Here is a 22,150-nt window from a genome sequence, read left to right on the forward strand (position 1 = left end):
GAATCTCCGTTAGTGTGGCTAGGCTTGCGAGTTACGAAATCATAATACGCGCATGATCAATAGTTTTCATTTAGCACCAAAACACAGACTTTATTGTTTGTCATATGCTTTTTAAAATCTAAGCTTAGACATCTTAGCATCAGCCCGCTAAATTAGTTATAGGCTGTCAATTTTAGAATATTAAAGGGGCAAAAATGACTGATCATTCAGCACAATCATCATATGCAATTACAATTGGCAGACTCTTGCTTGCGCTTTATTTCCTATTGCCCGGCCTCGCTAAATTTGGAGCCTACGAACTTCATATTGGTATGATGGAACGTCACGGTGTACCCCTTGCCGGTCCTTTACTGATTATAGCAGGCCTTGCCAACATAATCGGCGCTATTTTGTTAGTAACCAATAGATATGTCCGCTTCACCTCATTTGGATTTGTGGTTTATATCATAGTCATAAATTTCTTTATGCATGATTTCTGGAATTATTCAGATATTGAAGGCCAGCACGAATTACAAAATTTTGTGAAAAACCTTGGTATCCTTGCGGGTTTACTCGCGTTGGCTGGCTATAGTCCACGAAGAAAGCTGACACTATCAGGCATCAAACAATCGGATAAAGCTATGAGTAAAAGCTAAGATCAACTGGGCATCATACAGATTGTTAAAACGCAAAAATAATGTCCTCAACTGGTTTTTAATCTAAGTTCGTCGAAGCTCAATATCTCCCCACAATGGGAACATTTAGGCGCAACCTTAAGGGGGGACCCGCATTTTGTGTGGCGGAGCGTAACCGTTTTGGGGTCATTAGGCGCGAAAACCGTATCAACCCAATCCAGCATAAAAAGAAGTATGGGTAGAATTTCTAATCCTTTACGCCTCAATACATATTCAAAGCGTGGCGGGTTAACCTGATACTCCTGTTTTTTTAATATGCCTTTTTCTGATAACCAGCTTAACCGATCAGCCAAAATATTGGTTGAGGCATTCGTTGCTTTCAAGAAGCCATCATACCGTTTAACCCCAAAAAAAGCAGCACGTACGATTAAAGTGCTCCAACGATCACCAAATATTTCTGCAATTTCCTGAAAGATAATAGGTTTTTCTTTTTTGAGGGCAGCACTGCCCGATTGACGGCGTCTTTTCACATACGTTTCTGGATAGTTCGCAATATCAATGTTTAAAGTGACATCAATATCCTGCGGATTCACTTCGTCTTTACAGCTAATGCAAGCGCAAAGCGGCATAATATATTCACCGCATGTATGATGCTGAAGTTTGAAGCTTTCTGAAACACCATCCGGGTTCCAGGTGTTTTCCCAGCGGTACATCATAAGTGCTGTTTCAAACAGTTTAAAGCCGCGTTCTTGGAAGATATATTCGTATCTCAGCGGCCGCGTATTGTAAGCGCGCCTGCTGATAATTTCTGCGTTTGATAGCTTCTTTAAACGATCACTCATCACCGTTTTCGTAAGGCCTGTTGCCTCATGAAGCGCGTCAAAGCGATTAATCCCAAGCCACAAACTTTGCAGAATAAGCAAAACAGGCGTGTCGCAGATTAAATCTACCGCCTGCCAAATTCCCTTTTGATTTTCGTTTATAGTATCAGTCATCCAGCCCCGTACACCCGTAACCCCCTATGTATGTAATAGAATGGTCAGGTCAACTTGTCCATGGTTCATGCACAGCTTTACTTTACAAACGCACTGGGGCTTGATATTTGTTAGTAATGTTATGCAAGTTAATTAAATATACGGTATAATTCTATGAATGCATATTTTTACGATGCGGTAAGAACAGCCCGCGGTAGGCTTAGTGAAGATGGCGGCCTGAAAGATAAAAAGCCAACAGAACTCGTCAGCGCATTAGCTAACGAGCTAATGAACAGGTATGATCAAATAGATGTTGGTGATTTAGTACTTGGCTGCGTTACCCAATCAGGCGAACAAGGTGGGCATATTGCACGTACGTCAGTCCTAACATCAAATCTTCCCAATGATGTTTCGGCGCTATCAATCAATAATTTTTGCTGTTCCGGTCTTGATGCATGCTTCATAGCTGCCAGCAAAGCCACAATGACCAACATAATGGCATTCGCTGGCGGCGTCGAGCATATGTCCCGTGTGATGGCCTTTTCTGATAAAGGCCCATATTATTCAGATACTGCCACTATGAAGGCTGCTAAATTTGTTCCGCTTTGGTATGCTGCAGATTTCATCGCTACCTTGAACGGCGTCACACGTGAGGAAGCAGACACATACGCTGTCAGTTCACAACACAAAGCTACTGCATTTGCAGACAGAGAGGTTAAAAACAAAGCATCTATTGTCGGTATTGAAACCGAAAATGGAATATTCGATACAGAACAAAATCCCCGCAGGAATTCATCTACAAGCAAACTTGCAGCGTTCGAACCATTAGTGAATGTAATGGGGCCACCAGGCCTTGATAAGGTCTTTTTAAAACACTATCCAGAATTCACCGAAGTTGATCATATTCACCATGTTGGTACAGCCCCTGCCCTTGCTGACGCCGCATCATTATGCATGATCGGCTCTAAGGAAGCGGGCGATCATCACGGCCTTAAGCCCCGAGCGCGCATCAAGGCCTATGCCACAAAATCGGGGGATGCATTGCTGTCGCTCACTGGTGGAATAGAAGCGGCAAAGGCCGCACTTCAAATGGCTAATATGACAGCGAGTGACCTTGATTTGGTAGAATTTAACGAGGCCTATGCAGCCCTACCCATCCTCTTTCAAAGAGAGTTAGAAATCGATATGAATAAAATAAACGTAAACGGAGGGGCAATAGCGCTTGGCCACCCGATGGGGGCAACTGGTGGTATTCTTATAGGTACTCTTCTTGATGAACTCGAACATAGAGGGCAATCTATCGGAATGGTCGCAATGTCCGGTGCATCGGGTGTTGGCAGTGCCATGATTATCGAACGGTTATAGCCAGTAAACATTAAAGCAAATAAAAGGGCTCTAACCGGGCCCTTTATCCAATTTTACCAAACGAAAATAACTTAGAGCGGCTGTTCAAGTTCAGCCTTTAAGGTTTGCATGAAAGCTTTTTTATCTTTTGTTGATTGGATCACATCGCCGACTTCATAAACAATCTTTCCAGGCTTTTTGATGTCGCCAATGCCGCGCCAATGACAGCCAGAATTGGTGCGAACTGGCACAACATCAAATTCACCCATTTTCTGAAACAGAAAAACACCCGGTTGTAATTCGACCGGGTCCTCGGCCTTCACACGTGTCCCTTCAGGAAAAACCAATAAAGGCTGCCTGTTTTGTTCCATCGTTGTGACAATTTTTTTCACGCGCGCTGACATGGTTCCGGCTTTGCGGTCAACAGCAATGACCCCCATATGGGTAAACAGACTCCTTAAAATTGGCACTTTAAAGAGTTCAATTTTGGCCAAAGCTGTTAAATCAGGAGCACATAAAAACACTGCCATCGGGTCAAAGTAAGACATATGCTTGCTGGCAATTACAAAGGGGCCATTATCAGGAATTTTATCTTTTCCTCTGATCTCAACCTCAATACCCACGGTCATTTTTAGGAGTCTAATAATGCGCTCGCCGTAACGCGTTAAATCTTCGCACAGATATTTATTTTTATAAAGACGTGCGCGCACAACCATCCAAGTGCACGAAACAATCGTAAGTCCAATATATGATAAATCAAAAAGAGCTGAGCGAAAGAAACTCGATACTATGTTTCTTTCGCGCTCAACAGATACTGATGTCATAAACCTTCAAATCCTATAGTCGCAGGCTGGTTTAGGACGCGTTTGCTACCCTGATATCTTCACCATTTGCCCAAGTTGCATGAGTACCGCTTGGAATACGATGTGGCAACATAATGCGACATACAGGACCAGCTTCAATGTCACGTGCGTCAATAAGGACACACTCTGATGTATCGGTGTTCATATCGGTAATGAAGCTAACAAGATAACCATCATCTTCGCCTTTGGCATTTATGCGCGGCACGAACGGCGCTTCACTGCCAAATCTGTTTTCACCAAACATCAGTGTTTGCTTCTCGCCTGTTTCAAGGTCATGCTTCACTAACCCTTCAAACAGGAACCATTCTTTCTTGGGTTTGGCGCTATAGACATAACGATATTTTTCACCAGCATACTTTTGGTTAAACATTCCAAACTCAAGCACTTCATCATCCAGGTCTTCTTCGATTGTTTCACCAGTTTTCAGATTAAAGCGCCAGCGGTGTAAGCGTGCCTCGAGACTGTGAAGATCCAGAAGTGCCATTAATGTTGAATATCGCCGTGGATGATCCTTCAACGGATCAGGCATCGGATTGCCCTGAAAATATCCATCCATGATCAACTCATCACCATCTTCGTATGCATTCAACCAATGCAGGACATATGTTGGCTTACCTTCAAACCATTTGATGTCCTCTGGTTGACCATACCGCGGCACAACTGCAAAGCGTGAAGGCTTTTCCTCATCATAGCGCGGCATATAAATCCCCTGTTCCAGCATTTCAGGGATCCATGCCATCGGCAATTCGTTCAAAATTGAATAGTTTTTTGAAAACGCCATGTCATGCGGCATGCAGGGGCCATTCACATTAATCGGGATGTAATGTTGTAATTTGTTCTTAGCATCTACGACCCCATAATGCATGAAAGGGGCATGTTCTGTATAATTGAAGAACATCATCTCGCCAGTTGCTTCATCAACCTTTGGATGCGCAGAAATACCGTCAATCGGGGTCCAGGCTTCGATACCCAAATGATCAAGGGTGTAAGGGTCCAGGCGGTAGCCCTCACCGCACATGAAAAATGTCGTCAGGATTTTACCCGCGTGAACAACTACGTCCGTTGATGATGCATCCTTTAGGCCCTGTTGGCTTGCGCATTCGCCGGGGCGTTTGGATTGAACCGGATAGGCAATCCAACCTGCCCACAGGCTTTCCCCTGCTTCCTGTTCGGCTTCAAACCCACGTGTACGAATAAACCTGTTACGATATTCTGCTTTACCGTCCTTGAAGGCCATCATATGAAGCATTCCATCACCGTTAAAGGGATGATACCGGCCTAATGCTTCGTGAACTGGATTCTCCGTATTGCGGATATAAATGCCGTCAATATCATCTGGTATTTCACCAATTACTTCCATATCGGTCGCATTATATTCCTCGGTTATCGGTGCCCAAGCACCAGTCAGATATGGATGGCGATCATCTGTAATGGTTGATTCGTAATTTTTAACCAGAGTAGCAGCCATTTTTTTACCTCTCGCTAATTGATATTGAGATTGACATCTTTAAATTAGTGAGTATTGTTATACAAGTTAATAACGTTATGCAAGTCACTAATTTGAGGTTTTTGATATGAGCAAGCGCGTATATATTCTTGGTGGTGATCAATCTGACTTTGCCATGAACTGGAACAGGCAAGGGTTGGCCTTATATGATTTATTATCCCAAACGGTCTTGAACGCGCTCGACAAAACTCATCTTAAAGCTTCAGATATTGAGACCATTCACATCGGTAATTTCGCGGCAGAACTGTTCGCGGGCCAAGGAAATATGGGTGGTTTCTTCCCACATATAGACCCTGGGTTTGCGGGCATACCGACGAGCAGGCATGAAGGCGCTTGCGCGTCTGGTTCACTTGCGATCTTGGCAGCGATGGCAGAAATTGAAGCTGGTCGGTACGACTTGGCCTGTGTTGCAGGCGTTGAATATATGCGGAATGTGTCCGGCCAAAAAGCGGCGGATTACCTGGCCCCCGCGGCATGGGCACATGTGGAAACTGATAGCAGGCAATATGTTTGGCCCGCCCTGTTTTCCAACATTGCCGAACGATATGACGAGAAATATGGCCTTAAGCGTGAACATTTAGCTACAATTTCAAAGAAAAATTTTGCAAATGCACGAAGAAACCCACGCGCACAAGCGCGCAATTGGTCCTTCACAGACGACAGCTTTGAAGCCAATAATGACACAAATCCGATCGTAGAAGGTTGGATGCGTAGAAGCGACTGCGGCCAAGTGACTGACGGGTCCGCGGTTATTTTCCTCGCGAGCGAAAGTAAGGCCAAAGAGTATGCAGACGCCAATAATATACCTTTAGAGAGTTTGCCTTATATAAAAGGCTGGGGCCAAACAACCGCGCCAATGAAACTCGCTACCAAATTTGAGCAGGCGCCTGAAAACGATTACATGTTCCCGTATATTCGCAAAGCCATTACCGACGCATACAGACGTGCGGATATTTCCGGCCCAGATATGCTCGATGGTATCGAAACCCATGATTGTTTCTCTATCACCGAATATATGGCGATCGAGCATTTTGGCATAACCGCCCCCGGGAAGGCATGGCAAGCCATCGAAGACGAAAAACTAACCTTCAATGGCGCGCTGCCAATGAATGCGTCCGGCGGGCTTATCGGCCTTGGTCATCCTGTCGGCGCTACGGGCATTCGCATGATGCTGGACGCCTATAAGCAAACGCGCGGCCTTGCAGGTGAAATGCAGGTAGAAGGCGCAAAAACATATGCGACCTACAATGTAGGCGGCTCAGGAACTACAAATGTCAGCTTTGTGGTTCATGCCGCAGCCTAAATCGTGGGCCCCTATCGATTCAAAATGCCTAAAAGCTAGCTATTAAGCTGCAAATTAGAAAGGGTTTATGGTGAACCCCATTTGCTGCAACAGCGCATGAGCTGTCATTGCTGACAATGACATTTTGACATCCGGTAGAAGGTCATCCACATTAACCCCCTGATATGTAGCGCTTTGCCCGCATATATATATTTTCACATTATGCTTTTGGAGTTCAGAAATAAGCGATTTGTTCGAGTTACTCTGCCCATTTTTATCGCCGTATTTTTCATCGTTCACAAAATCAAAAACAGCTGATCCATGAACGACTAACGCGAGCTCAATATCTTTGGCAGGAACACCATTTGCCACATGCATATTCAGAAAACGAGCCACGCTTTCGAGTTTCCGGTTGATAGTGCCCGCATCCGCTTGTTTAGTCAGATCAAAGCTTACTTTAAACTTAGTGCCATCAGGAATAGCCATTGCCCCTTTAACACGCGCAACAGGACCGTAATCCGTAATCAATGGCCCTGTTTTAAACTTGTCAGATTGTGCAAAGGTAATGTCAGAATTGATTAATACCAAACCCAACATAAACAATACATGTGAACGCATCTATTTTTCCCCATCATTTTCAAAACCAAGATAACACCGAAAATATAGCATCACTGAAATTTAATTTAAGTGATTAATGACAACCCCGAAACTATGTGCTTTACATATAACGGGATTATATGAGGGAACTTACGTGTCATTGAGTGTTCGAAACATCGATTTAACAGTCGATAATGAAACTTATCTTGCAGATATAAATGCTGACTTTTTACCCGGCATGTTCAACACTCTTTTGGGGCCTACACTGTCTGGCAAAACTTCACTTTTAAGGGTACTCGCTGGCCTGGATAAGCCCGATCACGGGGAAGTGGCATTGAACGGCGTAGATATTACATCTGCTCCTGCAAAGAAAAGAAATGTTGCCTTCGTCTATCAGCAGTTCATCAATTACCCGGCCTTTTCAGTTTTTGAGAATATTGCCTCCCCGTTAAAGGTAGCAAGCGTACCGCCCTCAGAAATTAAAGCGCGCGTAGAAAAAATTGCTGAACTCGTTAAAATAGAAAATTACCTCAGCCGAAAACCATCCGAGCTATCTGGCGGGCAACAACAAAGGGTTGCCCTCGCCCGTGCGCTCGTTCGTGAAGCCGATATTGTTCTACTCGACGAGCCTCTTGGCAATCTGGATTACAAGTTACGGGAAGAATTGCGTGAAGAACTTCCAAAACTTTTCAAGCAAACTAATTCTATTGTTGTTTACGCAACGACTGAACCAGAAGAAGCATTAATGTTGGGTGGAACTGTTACGCTCATGTCTGAAGGTCGTATTCTCCAACACGGCAAGACCATGCATGCTTACAATAACCCAAACAGTTTAAATGCCGCCCTAACCTTTTCTGATCCACCAATCAATATATTCGACGGTATTTTTATAAACATTGCTAACGCACACACAATTGGAGTTCGTCCACATCACATTAAACTATCCCGTTCTGAGAAGGATGATATCAAAATTACGGCAACTGTTTTCTTGAGTGAAATAACTGGATCTGAAACCTATGTGCATGTGGCCAACAATGATAATCGCTGGATTTTGAGCGTAAGCGGAGTGCATCAATTTAACAGCGGTGAGGAACTGGACTTATATATAAATTCAAAGAATTTCCTGTGCTTCGACGAAGACGGTAACGCCATAGCAATCAATAGAGAGAGCGCATAAAATGGCGACAATCCATTTAAAGAATATCGCGCATTCGTATGATACCTCAAATCACCCTTCTGATTATGCCCTCAAGCCCATGGATCATATATGGGAAGACGGAAAAACATATGCCCTGTTAGGGCCTTCAGGGTGCGGAAAAACAACGCTATTAAATATCATTTCCGGTCTGTTAAGCCCAAGTGAGGGTGAGGTTTATTTCGATAATAAAAACATCACAGACGAGCCAACAGAAAACCGGAATATAGCGCAGGTTTTTCAATTTCCTGTAATTTATGACACCATGACGGTTAGGCAAAACCTTGCATTCCCTTTAAAAAACCGAAAAATCTCATCAGAGACGATAGAGACTAAGATTATGCAGATTGCTGAAATGCTTGGACTTTCAGCTATTCTTGACCAACGGGCCAATAACCTATCCTCTGACGCAAAACAGATAATATCGCTTGGGCGCGGCCTTATTCGCGATGATGTTAATGCCATTCTTTTTGATGAACCCCTAACGATGATTGATCCGCATAAAAAATGGCAATTACGATCAAAACTGAAGGAACTTCATCAACAATTTGGCTTCACTATGGTCTATGTTACCCATGACCAAACCGAAGCCATGACATTCGCTAACCATATCGTTGTCATGAAAGACGGTGAAATCCTTCAGATAGGTACTCCCGCTGATCTGTTTGAACGCCCCCAGCATACTTTTGTCGGCCACTTTATCGGCTCACCTGGCATGAATTTTCTACCTGTATCTGTGGTGGGGAACACTGCCCAACTTGGGCCGTACACTGTTCCCCTCAGTCAATCCTATAGTGACCTAAGTTCTGGCAACATCCTCCTCGGAATAAGACCTGAATTTGTCAGCATAACATCACCTGAGGACTCATCAATAATGGGATGTGTGAGTAAAGTCGAAGATTTGGGCAAACATAAAATTGTACGCCTGATGATTGATGACAATCCAGTAGCAGCAATTTTGCCTGAAGAAGAAACATTATCCGGCGATACTGTTGGTGTGAACTTTAAGCCAGAAAATACCTTGATCTATCAAGATGATATCCTGGTTACGGGGAGCAAGATATGAACCGTAAACTTAATCAAAGGGCCTGGTTTCTCGTCTTACCAGTGTTTTTGCTGGTTGCCTTTTCGGCCATCATTCCCTTGATGACTGTCGTCAATTATTCAGTTCAGGATAGCTTTGGTGGCAATGAGTTTTTCTGGGTTGGTTCAGAATGGTTTTCCGAAATTTTAAATTCTGATCGGTTTCATTCTGCACTTGGTCGTCAGCTTTTATTTTCCACCATTATTCTTTTGATCGAAATTCCGCTTGGTATTTTCATCGCGCTCAAGATCCCGAAACACGGCTGGACAGTATCGCTTTGCCTCGTTCTTATGGCACTTCCCCTTCTTATTCCCTGGAATGTGGTTGGGACAATCTGGCAAATTTTTGCCCGCGAAGATATCGGCCTTTTGGGGTATGTGCTCGCAAATTTAGGCATCGATTATAATTATACGCAAAACTCCACGGATGCGTGGATTACAATCGTCGTGATGGATGTTTGGCACTGGACCAGCCTTGTTGTTCTTCTTTGTTATGCAGGGCTATCATCAATTCCTGACGCCTATTATCAGGCGGCGAAGATTGATGGAGCATCAAAATGGGCGACCTTCCGCTATATACAATTACCCAAGCTCAAACATGTTCTTTTGATCGCTGTGTTACTTAGGTTCATGGATAGCTTCATGATTTACACGGAGCCATTCGTGGTCACGGGTGGCGGTCCCGGTAACGCGACAACATTCCTCTCGATTGACCTTGTTAAAATGGCGATTGGTCAATTTGATGTCGGCCCGGCGGCCGCATTCTCGCTCATCTATTTCCTTATTGTCTTATTACTCAGTTGGGTTTTCTATACCGTTATGACCGCAAACGACGGAAAGGGAGAGGCATCTTGAAATCCATACGCCTGACCCTTGTATTATATATTGCGTTTCTGATGATCCCGCTTTACTGGCTCATAAACATGTCGCTTAAGACCAACACAGAGATATTAGGGGGCTTTTCGCTTTGGCCCAATGATCCAACACTCGCCAACTACATAACAATTTTCACTGATGCCAGCTGGTATATGGGGTATGTGAACTCGACGATTTATGTAGCGCTAAACACTATAATATCACTCGCCGTTGCCTTACCAGCCGCATACGCATTTTCACGCTACCGTTTTATGGGGGATAAGCATTTATTTTTCTGGCTTTTAAGCAATAGAATGGCGCCTCCTGCTGTATTTGTCCTTCCCTTTTTTCAGCTTTACAGTTCAATTGGTCTGTTTGATACCCATATCGCTGTGGCTCTCGCCCACTGCCTCTTCAATGTGCCACTCGCCGTCTGGATATTAGAGGGCTTCATGTCTGGCATTCCGAAAGAGATTGATGAAACAGCGCAAATTGACGGCTATAGTTTCGGCACTTTTTTCATCCGTATTTTTGTCCCACTGATTAAATCAGGGATCGGCGTTGCCGCCTTCTTCTGCTTCATGTTCAGTTGGGTGGAACTGTTGATTGCTCGCACGTTAACATCAGTGGACGCAAAGCCTATTGCTGCCGTTATGACACGAACCGTATCAGCATCTGGCCTCGATTGGGGGGTATTGGCCGCGGCTGGCGTCCTAACCATCGTTCCAGGCGCGATTGTGATCTGGTTTGTCCGAAACCATATCGCCAAGGGCTTTGCCCTAGGGCGGGTATAGGAGGCCATCATGGATTTATCGTGGATGGGATGGACACCGTTTACCGCAACATTCTTCGGCGTGATTGCGGGCTTACTCATCATCATGATCATATGGGAAACATTGAAACCCGGCGGCGCCCCTAGAAACGGCATTCTGGGTTTTGAAACGACACGCGGTGATCGTCTGTTTATATTCTTGCTTGGGAGCGCCTTCATCCACATCGGGTGGCTGTTTTTCGCGAGCGGAATTTTGTGGTGGGCGCTTGCAATTTCCTTTGTTTACGGATTAGCTGTATTTAAGTGGGTTTAGCTTGATACCCTGAATTTATTGGAGCCTGTTTATGATTAAAAATCTTTCTTGCGCTGTTTCAATGACTGTTCTTTTGGCGTTTGCACCGCTCGGTGCTGACGAAACAGCAGCAAAAAAATGGATCGACAGTGAATTTGATTTATCAACACTATCGAAGGCTGAACAAATACAGGAAATGCTGTGGTTCATCGATGCAGCCAAACCATTTCAGGGTATGGAAATCAATGTTGTTTCTGAAACGCTGACAACGCACGAGTATGAAGCACAGGTTCTTGCGAAAGCATTTTTTGAAATCACAGGTATCAAGGTCAATCACGACCTTATCGGCGAAGGAGATGTGGTTGAAAAACTGCAAACCCAAATGCAATCTGGTCGCAACATCTATGATGCCTATATCAACGATAGCGACCTCATTGGCACTCATTATCGTTACCAACAGGTTCGCAACCTAACCGACTGGATGGAGGGTGAAGGTGCAAGCGTCACCCTGCCGACGCTTGATATCGATGACTTTATCGGAAAATCCTTCACAACAGCGCCCGACGGTAAATTGTACCAATTGCCTGATCAGCAATTTGCTAACCTTTATTGGTTCCGGTATGACTGGTTCACCAACCCGGATATCAAGGCCCAGTTCAAAGCAAAATATGGCTATGACCTCGGTGTGCCGATCAACTGGTCTGCGTACGAAGATATCGCCAATTTCTTCACCAACGACGTTAAGGAAATTAACGGCGAGCGCGTCTATGGTCATATGGATTACGGTAAAAAAGATCCGTCCCTTGGTTGGCGCTTCACAGACGCCTGGTTATCTATGGCTGGCGCTGGTGATAAGGGCCTTCCGAACGGTAAGCCTGTTGACGAATGGGGCATCCGGGTTGAAGGGTGTAGCCCGGTGGGCTCTAGTGTATCAAGGGGTGGTGCTACAAACAGTCCAGCCGCCGTTTATTCTGTGACCAAATATATCGATTGGCTTAAGAATTACGCCCCGCCCGTTGCAAGCGGCATGACCTTCAGCGAAGCAGGCCCCGTACCAGCACAAGGATCAATCGCACAACAGATTTTCTGGTATACGGCCTTCACTGCCGACATGGTGAAGCCCGGCATCCCTGTTATGGACGGCAACAAACCCAAATGGCGGATGGCCCCTTCCCCGCGCGGCGCGTACTATGAAGATGGTACAAAGCTTGGGTACCAGGACACAGGTGCATGGACACTAATGAAATCAACACCTACCAAACGCGCGCAGGCTGCATGGCTTTATGCTCAGTTCACGGTTTCCAAAACAGTATCCCTGAAGAAAAGCCATGTTGGACTTACCTTTATCCGCGAGAGTGATATCTGGGACGAGAGCATGAGTGAACGCGCACCTTCGCTTGGCGGTCTTATTGAATTTTACCGTTCAAACTCTCGCGTTCTCTGGACACCAACAGGCACTAACATTCCTGATTACCCGCGCCTTGCGCAGCTTTGGTGGCAGGACATTGGTGACGCGATTTCAGGCGAGAAAACACCGCAGGAAGCGATGGATAATCTCGCGCGTTCACAGGACCGTATCCTCCAGCGCTTAGAACGCGCCAACGTACAGAAGGTTTGTGGCCCTAAATTGAATGACCGCAGAGATCCTGACTATTGGTTAAACCAGCCCGGTTCGCCAAAAGCGAAATTAGACAATGAAAAACCACAAGGCATCACCGTTGACTATGACGAATTGATCAAATCGTGGGAGGCGACGCCAAAGCCTGCTGGTGTTGGGGAGTAATCCCAGTAAGCTTACAAAGACATAAGGCAGGAGTAAACGTTATGACAAAACACATGAATATCATGTTTTTCGCCATAATGGCCTGCCTTATCCTACCAGTGCCGGTCCTAAAAGCGGCAGATGACAACACACCGGATAGTAAGTCTATACTGTCCGGTTACATAGACGCTTATAACCGCTGCGACCTCAAAACACTTGGTACATTCTTTCACGAAGATATCGAATGGCTCAGTATAGAAGAAAGCCGATTGCAAATAACCTCAACAGGCAAGGAAACACTCCTGAGAGAGCTAGCGGACTATATGCAAAATGGCTGCACGGTTAGAAGCGAATTATCCGAATGGTCTTTCAACGGTAAATTTGTTGCGGTTCGGGAGACCGCATTCTGGCAGTCAGCTGATCGCAAAACCCTGTCGCAGAGTGCAACCGCCGTTTATGAGTTAGAGAATAATAAAATCAGACGCGTCTGGTATTATCCGGCTGTCAAATAGCCACCTATCGAATTTGGGAGGGGATCATGAAGCGCTTATTAGGTATCATTTTAGTGGGGTCCGTATTGACGGCCACACACACTCTTGCTTCTTCAGCGGATGTCGTAACCGCATCAGCCGATCATTATACACTTCGGCAAGAAACTACATCGAAGCTTACACCCAATCAAGTATGGCAAAAGCTGATTAAGCCTGAAAGTTGGTGGCATCCTGATCACACCTATTCGGGAAAATCAGAGAACTTGTCATTAAGCGCAGAAGCTGGGGGCTTATGGCGCGAGGACTGGGATGGTGGATCGGTATTTCATGGTTCTGTCTTACTCGCCAACCCCGGCAAGCAACTACGCTTAAACGCACCGTTTGGCCCCTTGCAGGAACTTGGTGTTAATGTGGTTTGGACCATTACCATTTCCGAGCATGAAGATGGCAGCAAAATTACCTTCGATGAAATCGCGAATGGAACAGAAGCGAGCAAACTTGATGCGCTTGCACCCGCTGTTGATTTTGTAAAAACTGAGGCGATCAATCGTCTGGCTGCGAACTAACAGCACGCTTTATTCTTCATTATCTGTACTTTTCGGTGTCTTAGGCTTCATAAAGGGTACGATAAGACACCAAATAAGGTTGGCTGGGCGTTCGCTTTGATACTCAATGAGGCCAATTGTCATGCCACCATGACCATTCATTGGATTTGGCGTGTATGATCGGAAGATAAAATCCCATACCGTGAGAAAAAAACCATAATTACTGTTGGTCTCGCTTTGCTTTACTGAATGATGCACCCGGTGAAAATCTGGGGTAACAATTACACGTCGAAGCAGGCGATCAATCCCTAACGGGAGCTTGAGATTAGCATGGTTAAACAGAGCCCCTGCATTCAAGATAACCTCGAATAATATTACAGCAATCACAGGCGCACCAATAAGGAAAACACACAGGATTTTATAGATCATTGAAATAACAATCTCGAGTGGGTGAAATCGCAGGCCTGATGTTACATCAAGGTCGCGGTCCGCGTGATGAACCTTATGCAGGCGCCAAAGCAGCGGAATTTTATGCATAAACACGTGCTGCCAGTAGATCAGCATATCTAACAGGAAAACCGAAATAATGACTTTAAGCCACATTGGGAGTGAAATTAGGGATAAAAGCCCCCAACCATTCTTATTCGCCCAAAGCGCTGCCTCAGTCGCTGCATAAGGCACCAGCAGGCGCAAGGCCATAGAATTCAAGACCACAAGGCCCAAATTGGTAAACCAACGCCCACCTCGCGGTAAGTTTCGCACGCGGCGCGGAAACACTGCCTCCAGTATAGCCATCAAGCAAAGCACACTCAGAAATGCGCTTAACCTGATAATCGTTTCATTTGCGTCTATAAACATAAACTTTCAGGGTTAACGAGGCGAAACCGATAACTACTCGATAACATTTCCGTAAATATCAAGCTCGACAACATTGCCGCCAGCAAACTCGTTCACGGGACCAAACTGCGTGGCTTTATCACCTACGACCAGATAAATCATCTGTTCCTCAACAAGATACCGATCAGCTGTTGCCTTAAAATCGTTTAGCGTCATCGCAAGCAGTTCCTGCTGGTCCTCTTCAACATATTTCTTGCTTTTACCGTATTTTGATATGTTGCGAAGCGTGCCGAGTTTCGCACGCAAACTTTCGAAGGCGCGCGTGTTTTCTTTCACCAGTTTTTGCTTGGTTGTCTGGACACCCTCTTCTGAATAATCACGGCCGTAGCCTGCAATCATATCACGGATGATCTCCAATGATGCTTTGGTGGCGTTCGCACGTACGCTTGTACTTGCAACAAAAGGCTGCTGAACTTTTCCGCTCAACACACTCGAAAAAGCCCCGTATGTATACCCTTTTTCAATCCGCAAGGTCTGTGCGAGGTCGCCGCTGATACCGCCGCCAAGTTTTTCATTGGTGAAATCAAGCTTATTAGCGTCGCTATCGAGGCTTGATACCGTCAAGCGGCCAATATTTAGAACACTCTGTTTACTGCCTGGCACGTCGATGAAGAACACTTTTCCTGCATTCAGTGATTGATCTGGAATGTTATACTTCGGTGTGTCGATCCGATCGCCTATGAAGGCTTCAGCTAATTTCGTCAGTGCCTTTGCCGCACGTTCATTATCGATATCACCCGCAATATTGATGCTGGCAGGCATAGCAAAAATTGACTTATGCAAGGCCTCAACATCACCAAGCTCAATCGAAGATACCGTCTCAACCGTACCATTTTGTGCAAAGCCAAGCGGGTGCTGATCACCATAAACCAACTTTCTGAAATTAAGGGCTGCGATAGCACGGGGCTGCGCTTCCCGGCCTTTCACGGATGTCAATGTCGCTGATTTTACGCGGTTAAATCCATCCACATCAAAGCGGGGCGACATAAGTATTTCATGAACCAAATCGACCGTCGCTTCAAAGTTTTTGGCAAGCGTTGATACGCTGATCACAATCTCTTCCTGGCCCGCACTTACATTAATGCCTGCACCCAAAAGACCAATCGCCTGCTCGAGCTCAGCAGCGGTGCGATTTGCAGTTCCTTCATTCATTAAACCTGCGAGCATGCTTGACAGACCCTTCTTCTCCAAGGGGTCAAACATTCCGCCGCCCTCGATTACAAGCTCGTAATTAACAAGAGGAACTTCATTGTTTTCAATGCCGAGCAGCCGAACATTATTGGGAAGCGCTGCCTCCCATACATCAGGCATTTTAACGAGTGGCAGTTCGCCGAACGGCGGTTCAGAACGATCATATTTACTCGGTGTTTTGGCATATTCCGCTTCCGCGCCCTGACTGACCTCCTCATTCGCGGCGCCAACCTTCACCTCTTCAATCCAAACAGTTGCCAGCTCAGCCCCCTCAACGCTCAGGTCACTTTGTCCTTTGGGGACAAAACTCGTGATGATGGAGGGCTTGCCTTTAATATATTTCTCATAAACGCGAACGATTTCATTCGCTGTTAATGCATTGATTTTCGCAGCTGCCTTAATCGCATAGGCTGGGTCGCCGGCAAATTCGTTATCACTCGCCATCTGATTGGCTTTGCCAAGAACTGTCGCAATCCCGCCATAGAGCGCATTTTCCTGCTCCGCTTTAATGCGTGCGAGATCACGTTTGTCAACACCGTTAGTTTCAAAATCAACTAGGGCAGCGTTAAGCGCATTGTATACACTATCAAGGTCAGTGCCTGCGTTTCCCCGTACACGGAAAACGAATTCTCCCGCAATTTCCATACTGTTATTGAAGGCAGACACACCGGGTGCGAGTTTTTCTGTTTCTACAATTTTCTTATAGAGCACAGAATTCTTACTTCCGGCAATCAATTGTGCCAAAACATTCAAAGCAACTTCATCTTCGTGATATCCTTCAACACTTGGAAAAGTGATACGAAGCTCAGGAAGTTTGGCGAAGTTATCCTCAAAATAAAGGGATTTATCTGTACTTAGCTCGATAGGCATTGCGGGAAGTGGTTCTACGTCAGGGCCTTTGCGAATTTCGCCAAACCAACGTTCTACCTTTGCCTTGGTTTCCTCGATGTCAATATCACCAACGATGGCAAGTGTTGCGTTACCAGCGCCGTAATATTGATCATAAAATTCACGGAGGTCTTCAAGCGTTGCAGCCTGTAAGTCCGGCAAGGAGCCGATAACCGTCCAGTTATAAGGGTGCCCCTCGGGATAAAGTGCCTTTCTAATTACTTCTTGGGTGTAGCCATAAGGTGCATTATCCACCCGCTGACGCTTCTCGTTCTTTACCACCTGTTTTTCGCGCTCTAGGGCCGCTGTGGTAACAGTATTGATCATGTAACCAAGGCGGTCACTATCAATCCACATGATTTTATCAAACGCATCCTTCGGTACGACTTCATAATAGATTGTCCCGTCGCTCCAGGTTCCGCCGTTTCGTTGCCCACCCCAATCGGGAATTGCCTTTCGGTTCCAGCCGCGCGGGACGTTTTCAGAATCGTTAAAGGCCATATGCTCAAAGAAGTGCGCAAAGCCTGTACGCCCTACCTTTTCCCGGTTACTGCCAGCATGAACAACAGTAGTGAAGGCAACAATCGGATCAGAACGATCAACATGAAGAACAACTTCCAACCCATTAGAAAGCGTAAATTTTTCATATTCAATAGCAATTTCAGAAGCAGCGTCTGTTATCGCTTGAACCGCAGCTTCATTTTCCTGCTCCGTTGGAGCAGATTGCTCGCCGCAAGCGGTACAGAGTGCAAGCACACTAGCTGCTGCTATAAATTTGATTTTCATTACGCTTTCCTCATGTCTTTATGTTTTATGTGTATTATGAACCTACTGGTTCACATAACCTTTCATCGCCTTGGCGATATCCGCTTGGTCTTCAGCCGTTTTCAAATACTGTGGCTCTGCGCGAAGGTTCGTTGCCTGCTCGTATGCGTACCCATAAGAGAGAACTTTGGCATCTTCGTCCTTAGCGGCCATAAAGGAAATCCCAACAGACATGCCGTGGATTGTACCCATAGGTACCGTAATATTCGGATATCCAGCGATAGCTGCCATCGAGCCAGCACCAGGGAAGCTTGGCCAAACATCGCCGTTAATTGGGTCAACACGTGATGCAACCGGTCCGGATGGTGCAACAAGGATATCGACATTATGCTTTGAAAGCAGCATATCGATCCCATCTTCGCGCATAGCCTTCTGTACTGTATCACGCGCCTCGATATATTCCGGTGTATTCAGATCACCGAGCGGCTGCGACGCATCGAAGAGGCTCTGGTCAAAGAGTGCGAGCTCAATATCAGCATTCTCAATGTTAAACGCCATCACATCCTTGAGTGTACGCGTTTTAACGGCCTCGGCGGAGTCCGCTAAATACTCATTCACTGTTGTCTTAAACTCATACATCAGAACGTTACGTGCATGGCGACCAAAACCATCAGGGAATGATGGACCTTCGGTAATTTCAACAAGCTCTGCCCCCTGTGCTTTCAAGACTTCAAGCGCCGCTTCAAAACGTTCCTGAATATCCTTATTTCCACCAACAGAGTAGCGAAGCACCCCAACCCGAGCGCCTTTAAACTTATCTGCATCCAAGCCTGATACATAATCGGTCTTGGCTTCACCTGTCGCCATGGCGTTCAACATCATGGCTGAGCCCTTAACCGTTTTGGTCATTGGGCCTGCTGTATCCTGAGACGAGGAAATCGGCACGATATATTGCTGCGACACAAGGCCAACAGTTGGTTTAAAGCCCACGATACCATTTGCGTTCGATGGGCAAATAACGGAACCGTTTGTTTCAGTGCCCACGGTACCAGCCGCGAGTGAAGCTGCCATCGCAGCGCCCGAACCAGAACTTGACCCGCATGGGTTACGATCAAGCTGGTGTGGGTTACGAACCTGACCGCCCATTGCAGTCCATCCGCTCATAGAGTCGTTAGAGCGGAAATTCGCCCACTGGCTCAGGTTTGTTTTACCCAGAATAATTGCACCAGCTGCACGCAGCCCTGCGACAAGCGGGGAATCACGGCCCGTAATATTGTCTTTAAGCGCAAGCGCACCTGCTGTTGTCGCCATGTTATCTTTGGACTCGATATTATCCTTTAGAAGGATTGGAACACCATGAAGCGGCCCCAGTGTTTCACCCGCAGCGCGTTTTGCGTCTAACGCCTGCGCGTCCGCAAGAGCGTCTGGGTTAACCGAAATTACGCTGTGAAGGGTCGGTCCAGAGCGGTCAACCTTTTCAATCCGGTCAAGATAGGCTTGCACCAATTCTTCTGATGTTACCTCGCCAGCCTGAAGCGCTGCCGCGATCTCTGGCAGTGTTTTCGCGAGCATACCCGTTGGTACATAGCTCGGTGTTTCGACGGCTGCTTCCGTATAAGTAATATCTGTTTCACCAGCTGACTGGTTCGAAGTTTGATCGGTTGATTCTGATGAACATGCAACAATCGATAATGATGCGACGCCTGCCAAAAGCCACTGCTTCATGGACTTACCCCTTTTACGCTTTAGTATTAAATTTTTGAATAAGATCTGTGCTGACTGTTTTGCTTACAGTTACAGCACCAATATTACCCTCCCGAAATCAACCAAAGCTTAGGCCGCACAGTTAGGCATGTAAAGCTGAGATCACAGACTTCTGATCAGTTTAATCATTCAGACTATCAGAATATTCTTTTTTACCATTCGGTTGGTGGTCTATAGGATAATTACTGTGCATTTTTAACGATCGCATCGCACTGAGGGGAATAAATCATGTCACAATCAAAATCAGCGACTTCCGGTTTGAAAACAATTGGTTTTTCATTATCAACGCTTTTCGCAGTTAGCCTGACAGGCCCCATAACTGCCGATCAATATATTATGAAGGAAACACCAGGCCTAACGCCGGAAAAATTTGCGCCTGACGTTGTCTCTACCGATGCCGCATTTGAATTGAACGCCGTTTTTTCCAATGACGGAAAAGAATTTTTCTTCACCCGGGAAATCAATAAGAAATTCAAAATTTTCTCTATGCATCGCACCGAAAATGGTTGGTCTATACCTGAAATGGTGTCGTTTTCAAAAACACACCCCGACAACCGTGATGCAGATATGATGTTCTCGCCTGATGGGTCACGCCTTTATTTCATCAGTGACCGCCCGCTAGAGGGTTATCCTGAGAAAGAATATAACCTATGGTATGTTGACCGAGCAGAGGGTGGCTGGGGTGTACCAAAAGCATTATCAAATGTAATCAACACACAAGGCCCTGACTACTATCCAGCGATTGTCGGTGATGGCAGCCTTTATTACACATCTGACCACGGCGATAGTTTGGGTAGCCGGGATAGTTACCGCGCACAATATGTATCGCCGGGGATTTTTGAAAAGCCGGTTAATCTTGGCCCTAATGTAAACTCTAAAAACGGTGAAGGGGATATTTTCGTATCACCAGATGAAGACTATCTTATCCACGTATCATACGGACGCACTGACGATATGGGGCGCGGTGATTTATACATCAGCTTCAAGCAAACTGACGGAAGTTGGGGCAAGGATATTCACATGGGTGACAAAATCAATTCGGATAAAATTGATTTCTGCCCCATGGTAACACCTGACGGTAAATATTTCTTCTATTCGCAAGGCGGCGATGTGTTCTGGGTTGATGCGAAGATCATTGATACGTTTCGACCACAGTCATAGAAAACAGGATCATTTATGCATATTGGTTTAATTGGCGGCATCGGCCCAGCCGCAACCGAATTCTATTATCGTGGTCTCGTCGAAGCGCATAAAAATACCGATCACCGGATGGAACTGACGATTGTGCATGCCCATACGGATATTCTGATTGGTAACATGATGCGGGACAACCGTACTGCTCAGGCAGAAATCTTCTTGACCTATCTGGAGAGGCTTAGAAATGCAGGCTGTGACGCTGCCGCGATTACGTCTATGGCAGGCCATTTTTGTGTTGAGGAGACGATCGCAATCTCCCCCTTACCTATTCTGAATGCACTGCCCGCGCTCAAAAACGCATTGAAAACGAAAGACGTCAGAAAAGTGGGCCTCCTTGGATCACTTGGTGTCACCAAAACCAATCTTTATGACAGTATGCCTGATATGGAATTCGCAAACGTTGATGAGCATACGATGGAACAGGTCCACAGCGCCTACATCGAAATGGCTGGTCAGGGTTTCGCGAGCGACGCCCATAAAGACCTGTTTTTCAAGGTTGGCGAAGATATGCATAGAAATATGGGTGTCGAGCAAATCATTTTAGCCGGAACCGATCTGTTTCTGGCGTTCGAAGGGGCCAATCCAGACTTTCCAGTGCTTGATAGTGCAAAGGTTCATATAGAGGCCCTGTTTCAGGCATCAGTTTCAGGCATCAATAATTGATAGCTAAAGTCACTAACCGGATATTATGTGCGGCTATTAGGCTGCTTCAACCTCGTGCTTAAGGGCAATACGGTCTTTTGCTGAAACCCCCAAAAGGCCGCCAACCTTGGCAATGATATTTTTCTCAAAATCATCAATATGCCCGTCAGCAAAGGCTACCTGCCACAAGAGCTTAATAATCTGCTGCCGACCGTCCTGATCCAACTCACCCGTAATCACTTTTGTAAAGCGATACAGACAGGTCGTATCTTTCTGTTCAGCTTCAGCATCCTTCAGGATTTGCTCTGCATCATCCTGAGATATATGAAAACGAGTCTGAAGGTTTTCAAGAAGTTGCGAACGTTCCTCAGCCGTAAAGTTGTCATCGACCAATGACACATGCACCATCAGTGCAGCGGTAGCCAAATGCAACTCGTTGGCCTTGGTAGTGCTCTCATTACCCAACCCCAATAGCTCAGAAACTTTTCCCCACATATCTATCCTCATGAAGATGTTTAGTAATTCAACTAATCTATAGCAGCCGCAGCTACATTCACAAGATTAACAATAGTGCAGTCAACATGACGTGAACATAATTTCCCTGACTTAAAACACCAACACTTGCTACAG

The 22,150-nt window shown here is 45.8% G+C and carries 21 protein-coding genes; 13 read left to right on the forward strand and 8 right to left on the reverse strand.

Annotated elements, in window-relative coordinates; genetic code table 11:
• Nucleotides 1–194 precede the first annotated feature (194 nt).
• Nucleotides 195–635: a DoxX family protein gene (locus tag KFF44_RS09075; RefSeq protein ID WP_255933470.1), complete on the forward strand. Its 441-nt coding sequence runs from the start codon at nt 195–197 to the stop codon at nt 633–635.
• 47 nt (nt 636–682) lie between these two features.
• On the opposite strand, the gene KFF44_RS09080 is transcribed toward KFF44_RS09075, so the two are convergent.
• Nucleotides 683–1,609, reverse strand: a complete 927-nt coding sequence (locus KFF44_RS09080) for a helix-turn-helix domain-containing protein (RefSeq protein ID WP_255933472.1) — start codon at nt 1,607–1,609, stop codon at nt 683–685.
• A 153-nt stretch (nt 1,610–1,762) separates the two neighbouring features.
• Here KFF44_RS09080 and KFF44_RS09085 point away from each other — a divergent pair, with 153 nt between their 5' ends.
• Complete coding sequence (locus tag KFF44_RS09085) at nt 1,763–2,953, forward strand: acetyl-CoA C-acyltransferase (RefSeq protein WP_255933473.1); 1,191 nt, start codon at nt 1,763–1,765, stop codon at nt 2,951–2,953.
• Between the two features lie 71 nt (nt 2,954–3,024).
• Here KFF44_RS09085 and KFF44_RS09090 read toward each other — a convergent pair whose 3' ends face one another.
• Both KFF44_RS09090 and KFF44_RS09095 read right to left on the reverse strand, forming a co-directional pair.
• Nucleotides 3,025–3,756, reverse strand: a complete 732-nt coding sequence (locus KFF44_RS09090) for a 1-acyl-sn-glycerol-3-phosphate acyltransferase (RefSeq protein ID WP_255933475.1) — start codon at nt 3,754–3,756, stop codon at nt 3,025–3,027.
• 31 nt (nt 3,757–3,787) lie between these two features.
• Entirely contained in the window at nt 3,788–5,263 is a 1,476-nt protein-coding gene (locus KFF44_RS09095) for a carotenoid oxygenase family protein (protein ID WP_255933476.1), read from the reverse strand.
• A 106-nt stretch (nt 5,264–5,369) separates the two neighbouring features.
• Here KFF44_RS09095 and KFF44_RS09100 point away from each other — a divergent pair, with 106 nt between their 5' ends.
• Nucleotides 5,370–6,605, forward strand: a complete 1,236-nt coding sequence (locus KFF44_RS09100; protein WP_255933478.1) for an acetyl-CoA acetyltransferase — start codon at nt 5,370–5,372, stop codon at nt 6,603–6,605.
• 54 nt (nt 6,606–6,659) lie between these two features.
• Here the strand turns inward: KFF44_RS09100 and KFF44_RS09105 are convergent, their stop codons facing one another.
• Nucleotides 6,660–7,202 (reverse strand): DsrE family protein, encoded by a 543-nt coding sequence (locus KFF44_RS09105; RefSeq protein WP_255933481.1) that lies wholly within the window; start codon nt 7,200–7,202, stop codon nt 6,660–6,662.
• A gap of 133 nt (nt 7,203–7,335) precedes the next feature.
• On the opposite strand from KFF44_RS09105, the gene KFF44_RS09110 reads away from it, so the two are divergent.
• The 8 genes from KFF44_RS09110 (at nt 7,336) to KFF44_RS09145 (ending at nt 14,197) form a co-directional block, all read left to right on the forward strand.
• On the forward strand, nt 7,336–8,358 hold the full coding sequence (locus KFF44_RS09110; protein WP_255933484.1) for an ABC transporter ATP-binding protein: 1,023 nt from the start codon (nt 7,336–7,338) through the stop codon (nt 8,356–8,358).
• Between the two features lies 1 nt (nt 8,359).
• Nucleotides 8,360–9,442: an ABC transporter ATP-binding protein gene (locus tag KFF44_RS09115; protein WP_255933485.1), complete on the forward strand. Its 1,083-nt coding sequence runs from the start codon at nt 8,360–8,362 to the stop codon at nt 9,440–9,442.
• Complete coding sequence (locus KFF44_RS09120; protein ID WP_255933486.1) at nt 9,439–10,314, forward strand: carbohydrate ABC transporter permease; 876 nt, start codon at nt 9,439–9,441, stop codon at nt 10,312–10,314. Before KFF44_RS09115 ends, KFF44_RS09120 begins: the two co-directional genes overlap by 4 nt.
• Before the next feature lie 41 nt (nt 10,315–10,355).
• Nucleotides 10,356–11,108, forward strand: a complete 753-nt coding sequence (locus KFF44_RS09125; protein ID WP_370691157.1) for a carbohydrate ABC transporter permease — start codon at nt 10,356–10,358, stop codon at nt 11,106–11,108.
• A gap of 9 nt (nt 11,109–11,117) precedes the next feature.
• Nucleotides 11,118–11,399 (forward strand): DUF2160 domain-containing protein, encoded by a 282-nt coding sequence (locus KFF44_RS09130; protein WP_255933491.1) that lies wholly within the window; start codon nt 11,118–11,120, stop codon nt 11,397–11,399.
• A 61-nt stretch (nt 11,400–11,460) separates the two neighbouring features.
• Nucleotides 11,461–13,161, forward strand: coding sequence for an ABC transporter substrate-binding protein (locus tag KFF44_RS09135; protein ID WP_370691158.1), 1,701 nt, complete (start codon nt 11,461–11,463; stop codon nt 13,159–13,161).
• Nucleotides 13,162–13,202: 41 nt separating this feature from the next.
• Complete coding sequence (locus KFF44_RS09140; RefSeq protein ID WP_255933496.1) at nt 13,203–13,652, forward strand: nuclear transport factor 2 family protein; 450 nt, start codon at nt 13,203–13,205, stop codon at nt 13,650–13,652.
• A 26-nt stretch (nt 13,653–13,678) separates the two neighbouring features.
• Nucleotides 13,679–14,197, forward strand: a complete 519-nt coding sequence (locus KFF44_RS09145) for an SRPBCC domain-containing protein (RefSeq protein ID WP_255933499.1) — start codon at nt 13,679–13,681, stop codon at nt 14,195–14,197.
• A gap of 9 nt (nt 14,198–14,206) precedes the next feature.
• Here KFF44_RS09145 and KFF44_RS09150 read toward each other — a convergent pair whose 3' ends face one another.
• Genes KFF44_RS09150 through KFF44_RS09160 form a run of 3 tightly spaced genes read right to left on the reverse strand, consistent with a single transcriptional unit; the run spans nt 14,207 to nt 19,642 of the window.
• Nucleotides 14,207–15,034 carry a sterol desaturase family protein gene (locus KFF44_RS09150; RefSeq protein WP_255933501.1) on the reverse strand — a complete coding sequence of 276 codons (828 nt, stop codon included), beginning with the start codon at nt 15,032–15,034 and terminating at the stop codon, nt 14,207–14,209.
• A 33-nt stretch (nt 15,035–15,067) separates the two neighbouring features.
• Entirely contained in the window at nt 15,068–17,938 is a 2,871-nt protein-coding gene (locus KFF44_RS09155) for a pitrilysin family protein (protein WP_255933502.1), read from the reverse strand.
• Nucleotides 17,939–17,980: 42 nt separating this feature from the next.
• Nucleotides 17,981–19,642, reverse strand: coding sequence for an amidase (locus tag KFF44_RS09160; protein WP_255933503.1), 1,662 nt, complete (start codon nt 19,640–19,642; stop codon nt 17,981–17,983).
• Nucleotides 19,643–19,909: 267 nt separating this feature from the next.
• On the opposite strand from KFF44_RS09160, the gene KFF44_RS09165 reads away from it, so the two are divergent.
• Together KFF44_RS09165 and KFF44_RS09170 are read left to right on the forward strand one after the other, a co-directional pair.
• Entirely contained in the window at nt 19,910–20,842 is a 933-nt protein-coding gene (locus KFF44_RS09165) for a hypothetical protein (protein WP_255933505.1), read from the forward strand.
• A 15-nt stretch (nt 20,843–20,857) separates the two neighbouring features.
• Nucleotides 20,858–21,541 (forward strand): aspartate/glutamate racemase family protein, encoded by a 684-nt coding sequence (locus tag KFF44_RS09170; RefSeq protein ID WP_255933515.1) that lies wholly within the window; start codon nt 20,858–20,860, stop codon nt 21,539–21,541.
• Nucleotides 21,542–21,577: 36 nt separating this feature from the next.
• On the opposite strand, the gene KFF44_RS09175 is transcribed toward KFF44_RS09170, so the two are convergent.
• Complete coding sequence (locus KFF44_RS09175; protein WP_255933516.1) at nt 21,578–22,015, reverse strand: TerB family tellurite resistance protein; 438 nt, start codon at nt 22,013–22,015, stop codon at nt 21,578–21,580.
• Nucleotides 22,016–22,150 lie beyond the last annotated feature (135 nt).

Origin of the sequence: Kordiimonas sp. SCSIO 12610 (assembly GCF_024398015.1) — a bacterium.
Classification (GTDB): domain Bacteria; phylum Pseudomonadota; class Alphaproteobacteria; order Sphingomonadales; family Kordiimonadaceae; genus CANLMI01.

Excerpts from the sequence above, each read along its gene's own strand:
- KFF44_RS09075 (WP_255933470.1), top strand. The coding sequence starts at position 195 with ATGACTGATCATTCAGCACAATCATCATATGCAATTACAATTGGCAGA.
- KFF44_RS09080 (WP_255933472.1), bottom strand. The coding sequence starts at position 1,609 with ATGACTGATACTATAAACGAAAATCAAAAGGGAATTTGGCAGGCGGTA.
- KFF44_RS09085 (WP_255933473.1), top strand. The coding sequence starts at position 1,763 with ATGAATGCATATTTTTACGATGCGGTAAGAACAGCCCGCGGTAGGCTT.
- KFF44_RS09090 (WP_255933475.1), bottom strand. The coding sequence starts at position 3,756 with ATGACATCAGTATCTGTTGAGCGCGAAAGAAACATAGTATCGAGTTTC.
- KFF44_RS09095 (WP_255933476.1), bottom strand. The coding sequence starts at position 5,263 with ATGGCTGCTACTCTGGTTAAAAATTACGAATCAACCATTACAGATGAT.
- KFF44_RS09100 (WP_255933478.1), top strand. The coding sequence starts at position 5,370 with ATGAGCAAGCGCGTATATATTCTTGGTGGTGATCAATCTGACTTTGCC.
- KFF44_RS09105 (WP_255933481.1), bottom strand. The coding sequence starts at position 7,202 with ATGCGTTCACATGTATTGTTTATGTTGGGTTTGGTATTAATCAATTCT.
- KFF44_RS09115 (WP_255933485.1), top strand. The coding sequence starts at position 8,360 with ATGGCGACAATCCATTTAAAGAATATCGCGCATTCGTATGATACCTCA.
- KFF44_RS09120 (WP_255933486.1), top strand. The coding sequence starts at position 9,439 with ATGAACCGTAAACTTAATCAAAGGGCCTGGTTTCTCGTCTTACCAGTG.
- KFF44_RS09125 (WP_370691157.1), top strand. The coding sequence starts at position 10,356 with ATGATCCCGCTTTACTGGCTCATAAACATGTCGCTTAAGACCAACACA.
- KFF44_RS09130 (WP_255933491.1), top strand. The coding sequence starts at position 11,118 with ATGGATTTATCGTGGATGGGATGGACACCGTTTACCGCAACATTCTTC.
- KFF44_RS09135 (WP_370691158.1), top strand. The coding sequence starts at position 11,461 with ATGACTGTTCTTTTGGCGTTTGCACCGCTCGGTGCTGACGAAACAGCA.
- KFF44_RS09140 (WP_255933496.1), top strand. The coding sequence starts at position 13,203 with ATGACAAAACACATGAATATCATGTTTTTCGCCATAATGGCCTGCCTT.
- KFF44_RS09145 (WP_255933499.1), top strand. The coding sequence starts at position 13,679 with ATGAAGCGCTTATTAGGTATCATTTTAGTGGGGTCCGTATTGACGGCC.
- KFF44_RS09150 (WP_255933501.1), bottom strand. The coding sequence starts at position 15,034 with ATGTTTATAGACGCAAATGAAACGATTATCAGGTTAAGCGCATTTCTG.
- KFF44_RS09155 (WP_255933502.1), bottom strand. The coding sequence starts at position 17,938 with ATGAAAATCAAATTTATAGCAGCAGCTAGTGTGCTTGCACTCTGTACC.
- KFF44_RS09160 (WP_255933503.1), bottom strand. The coding sequence starts at position 19,642 with ATGAAGCAGTGGCTTTTGGCAGGCGTCGCATCATTATCGATTGTTGCA.
- KFF44_RS09165 (WP_255933505.1), top strand. The coding sequence starts at position 19,910 with ATGTCACAATCAAAATCAGCGACTTCCGGTTTGAAAACAATTGGTTTT.
- KFF44_RS09170 (WP_255933515.1), top strand. The coding sequence starts at position 20,858 with ATGCATATTGGTTTAATTGGCGGCATCGGCCCAGCCGCAACCGAATTC.
- KFF44_RS09175 (WP_255933516.1), bottom strand. The coding sequence starts at position 22,015 with ATGTGGGGAAAAGTTTCTGAGCTATTGGGGTTGGGTAATGAGAGCACT.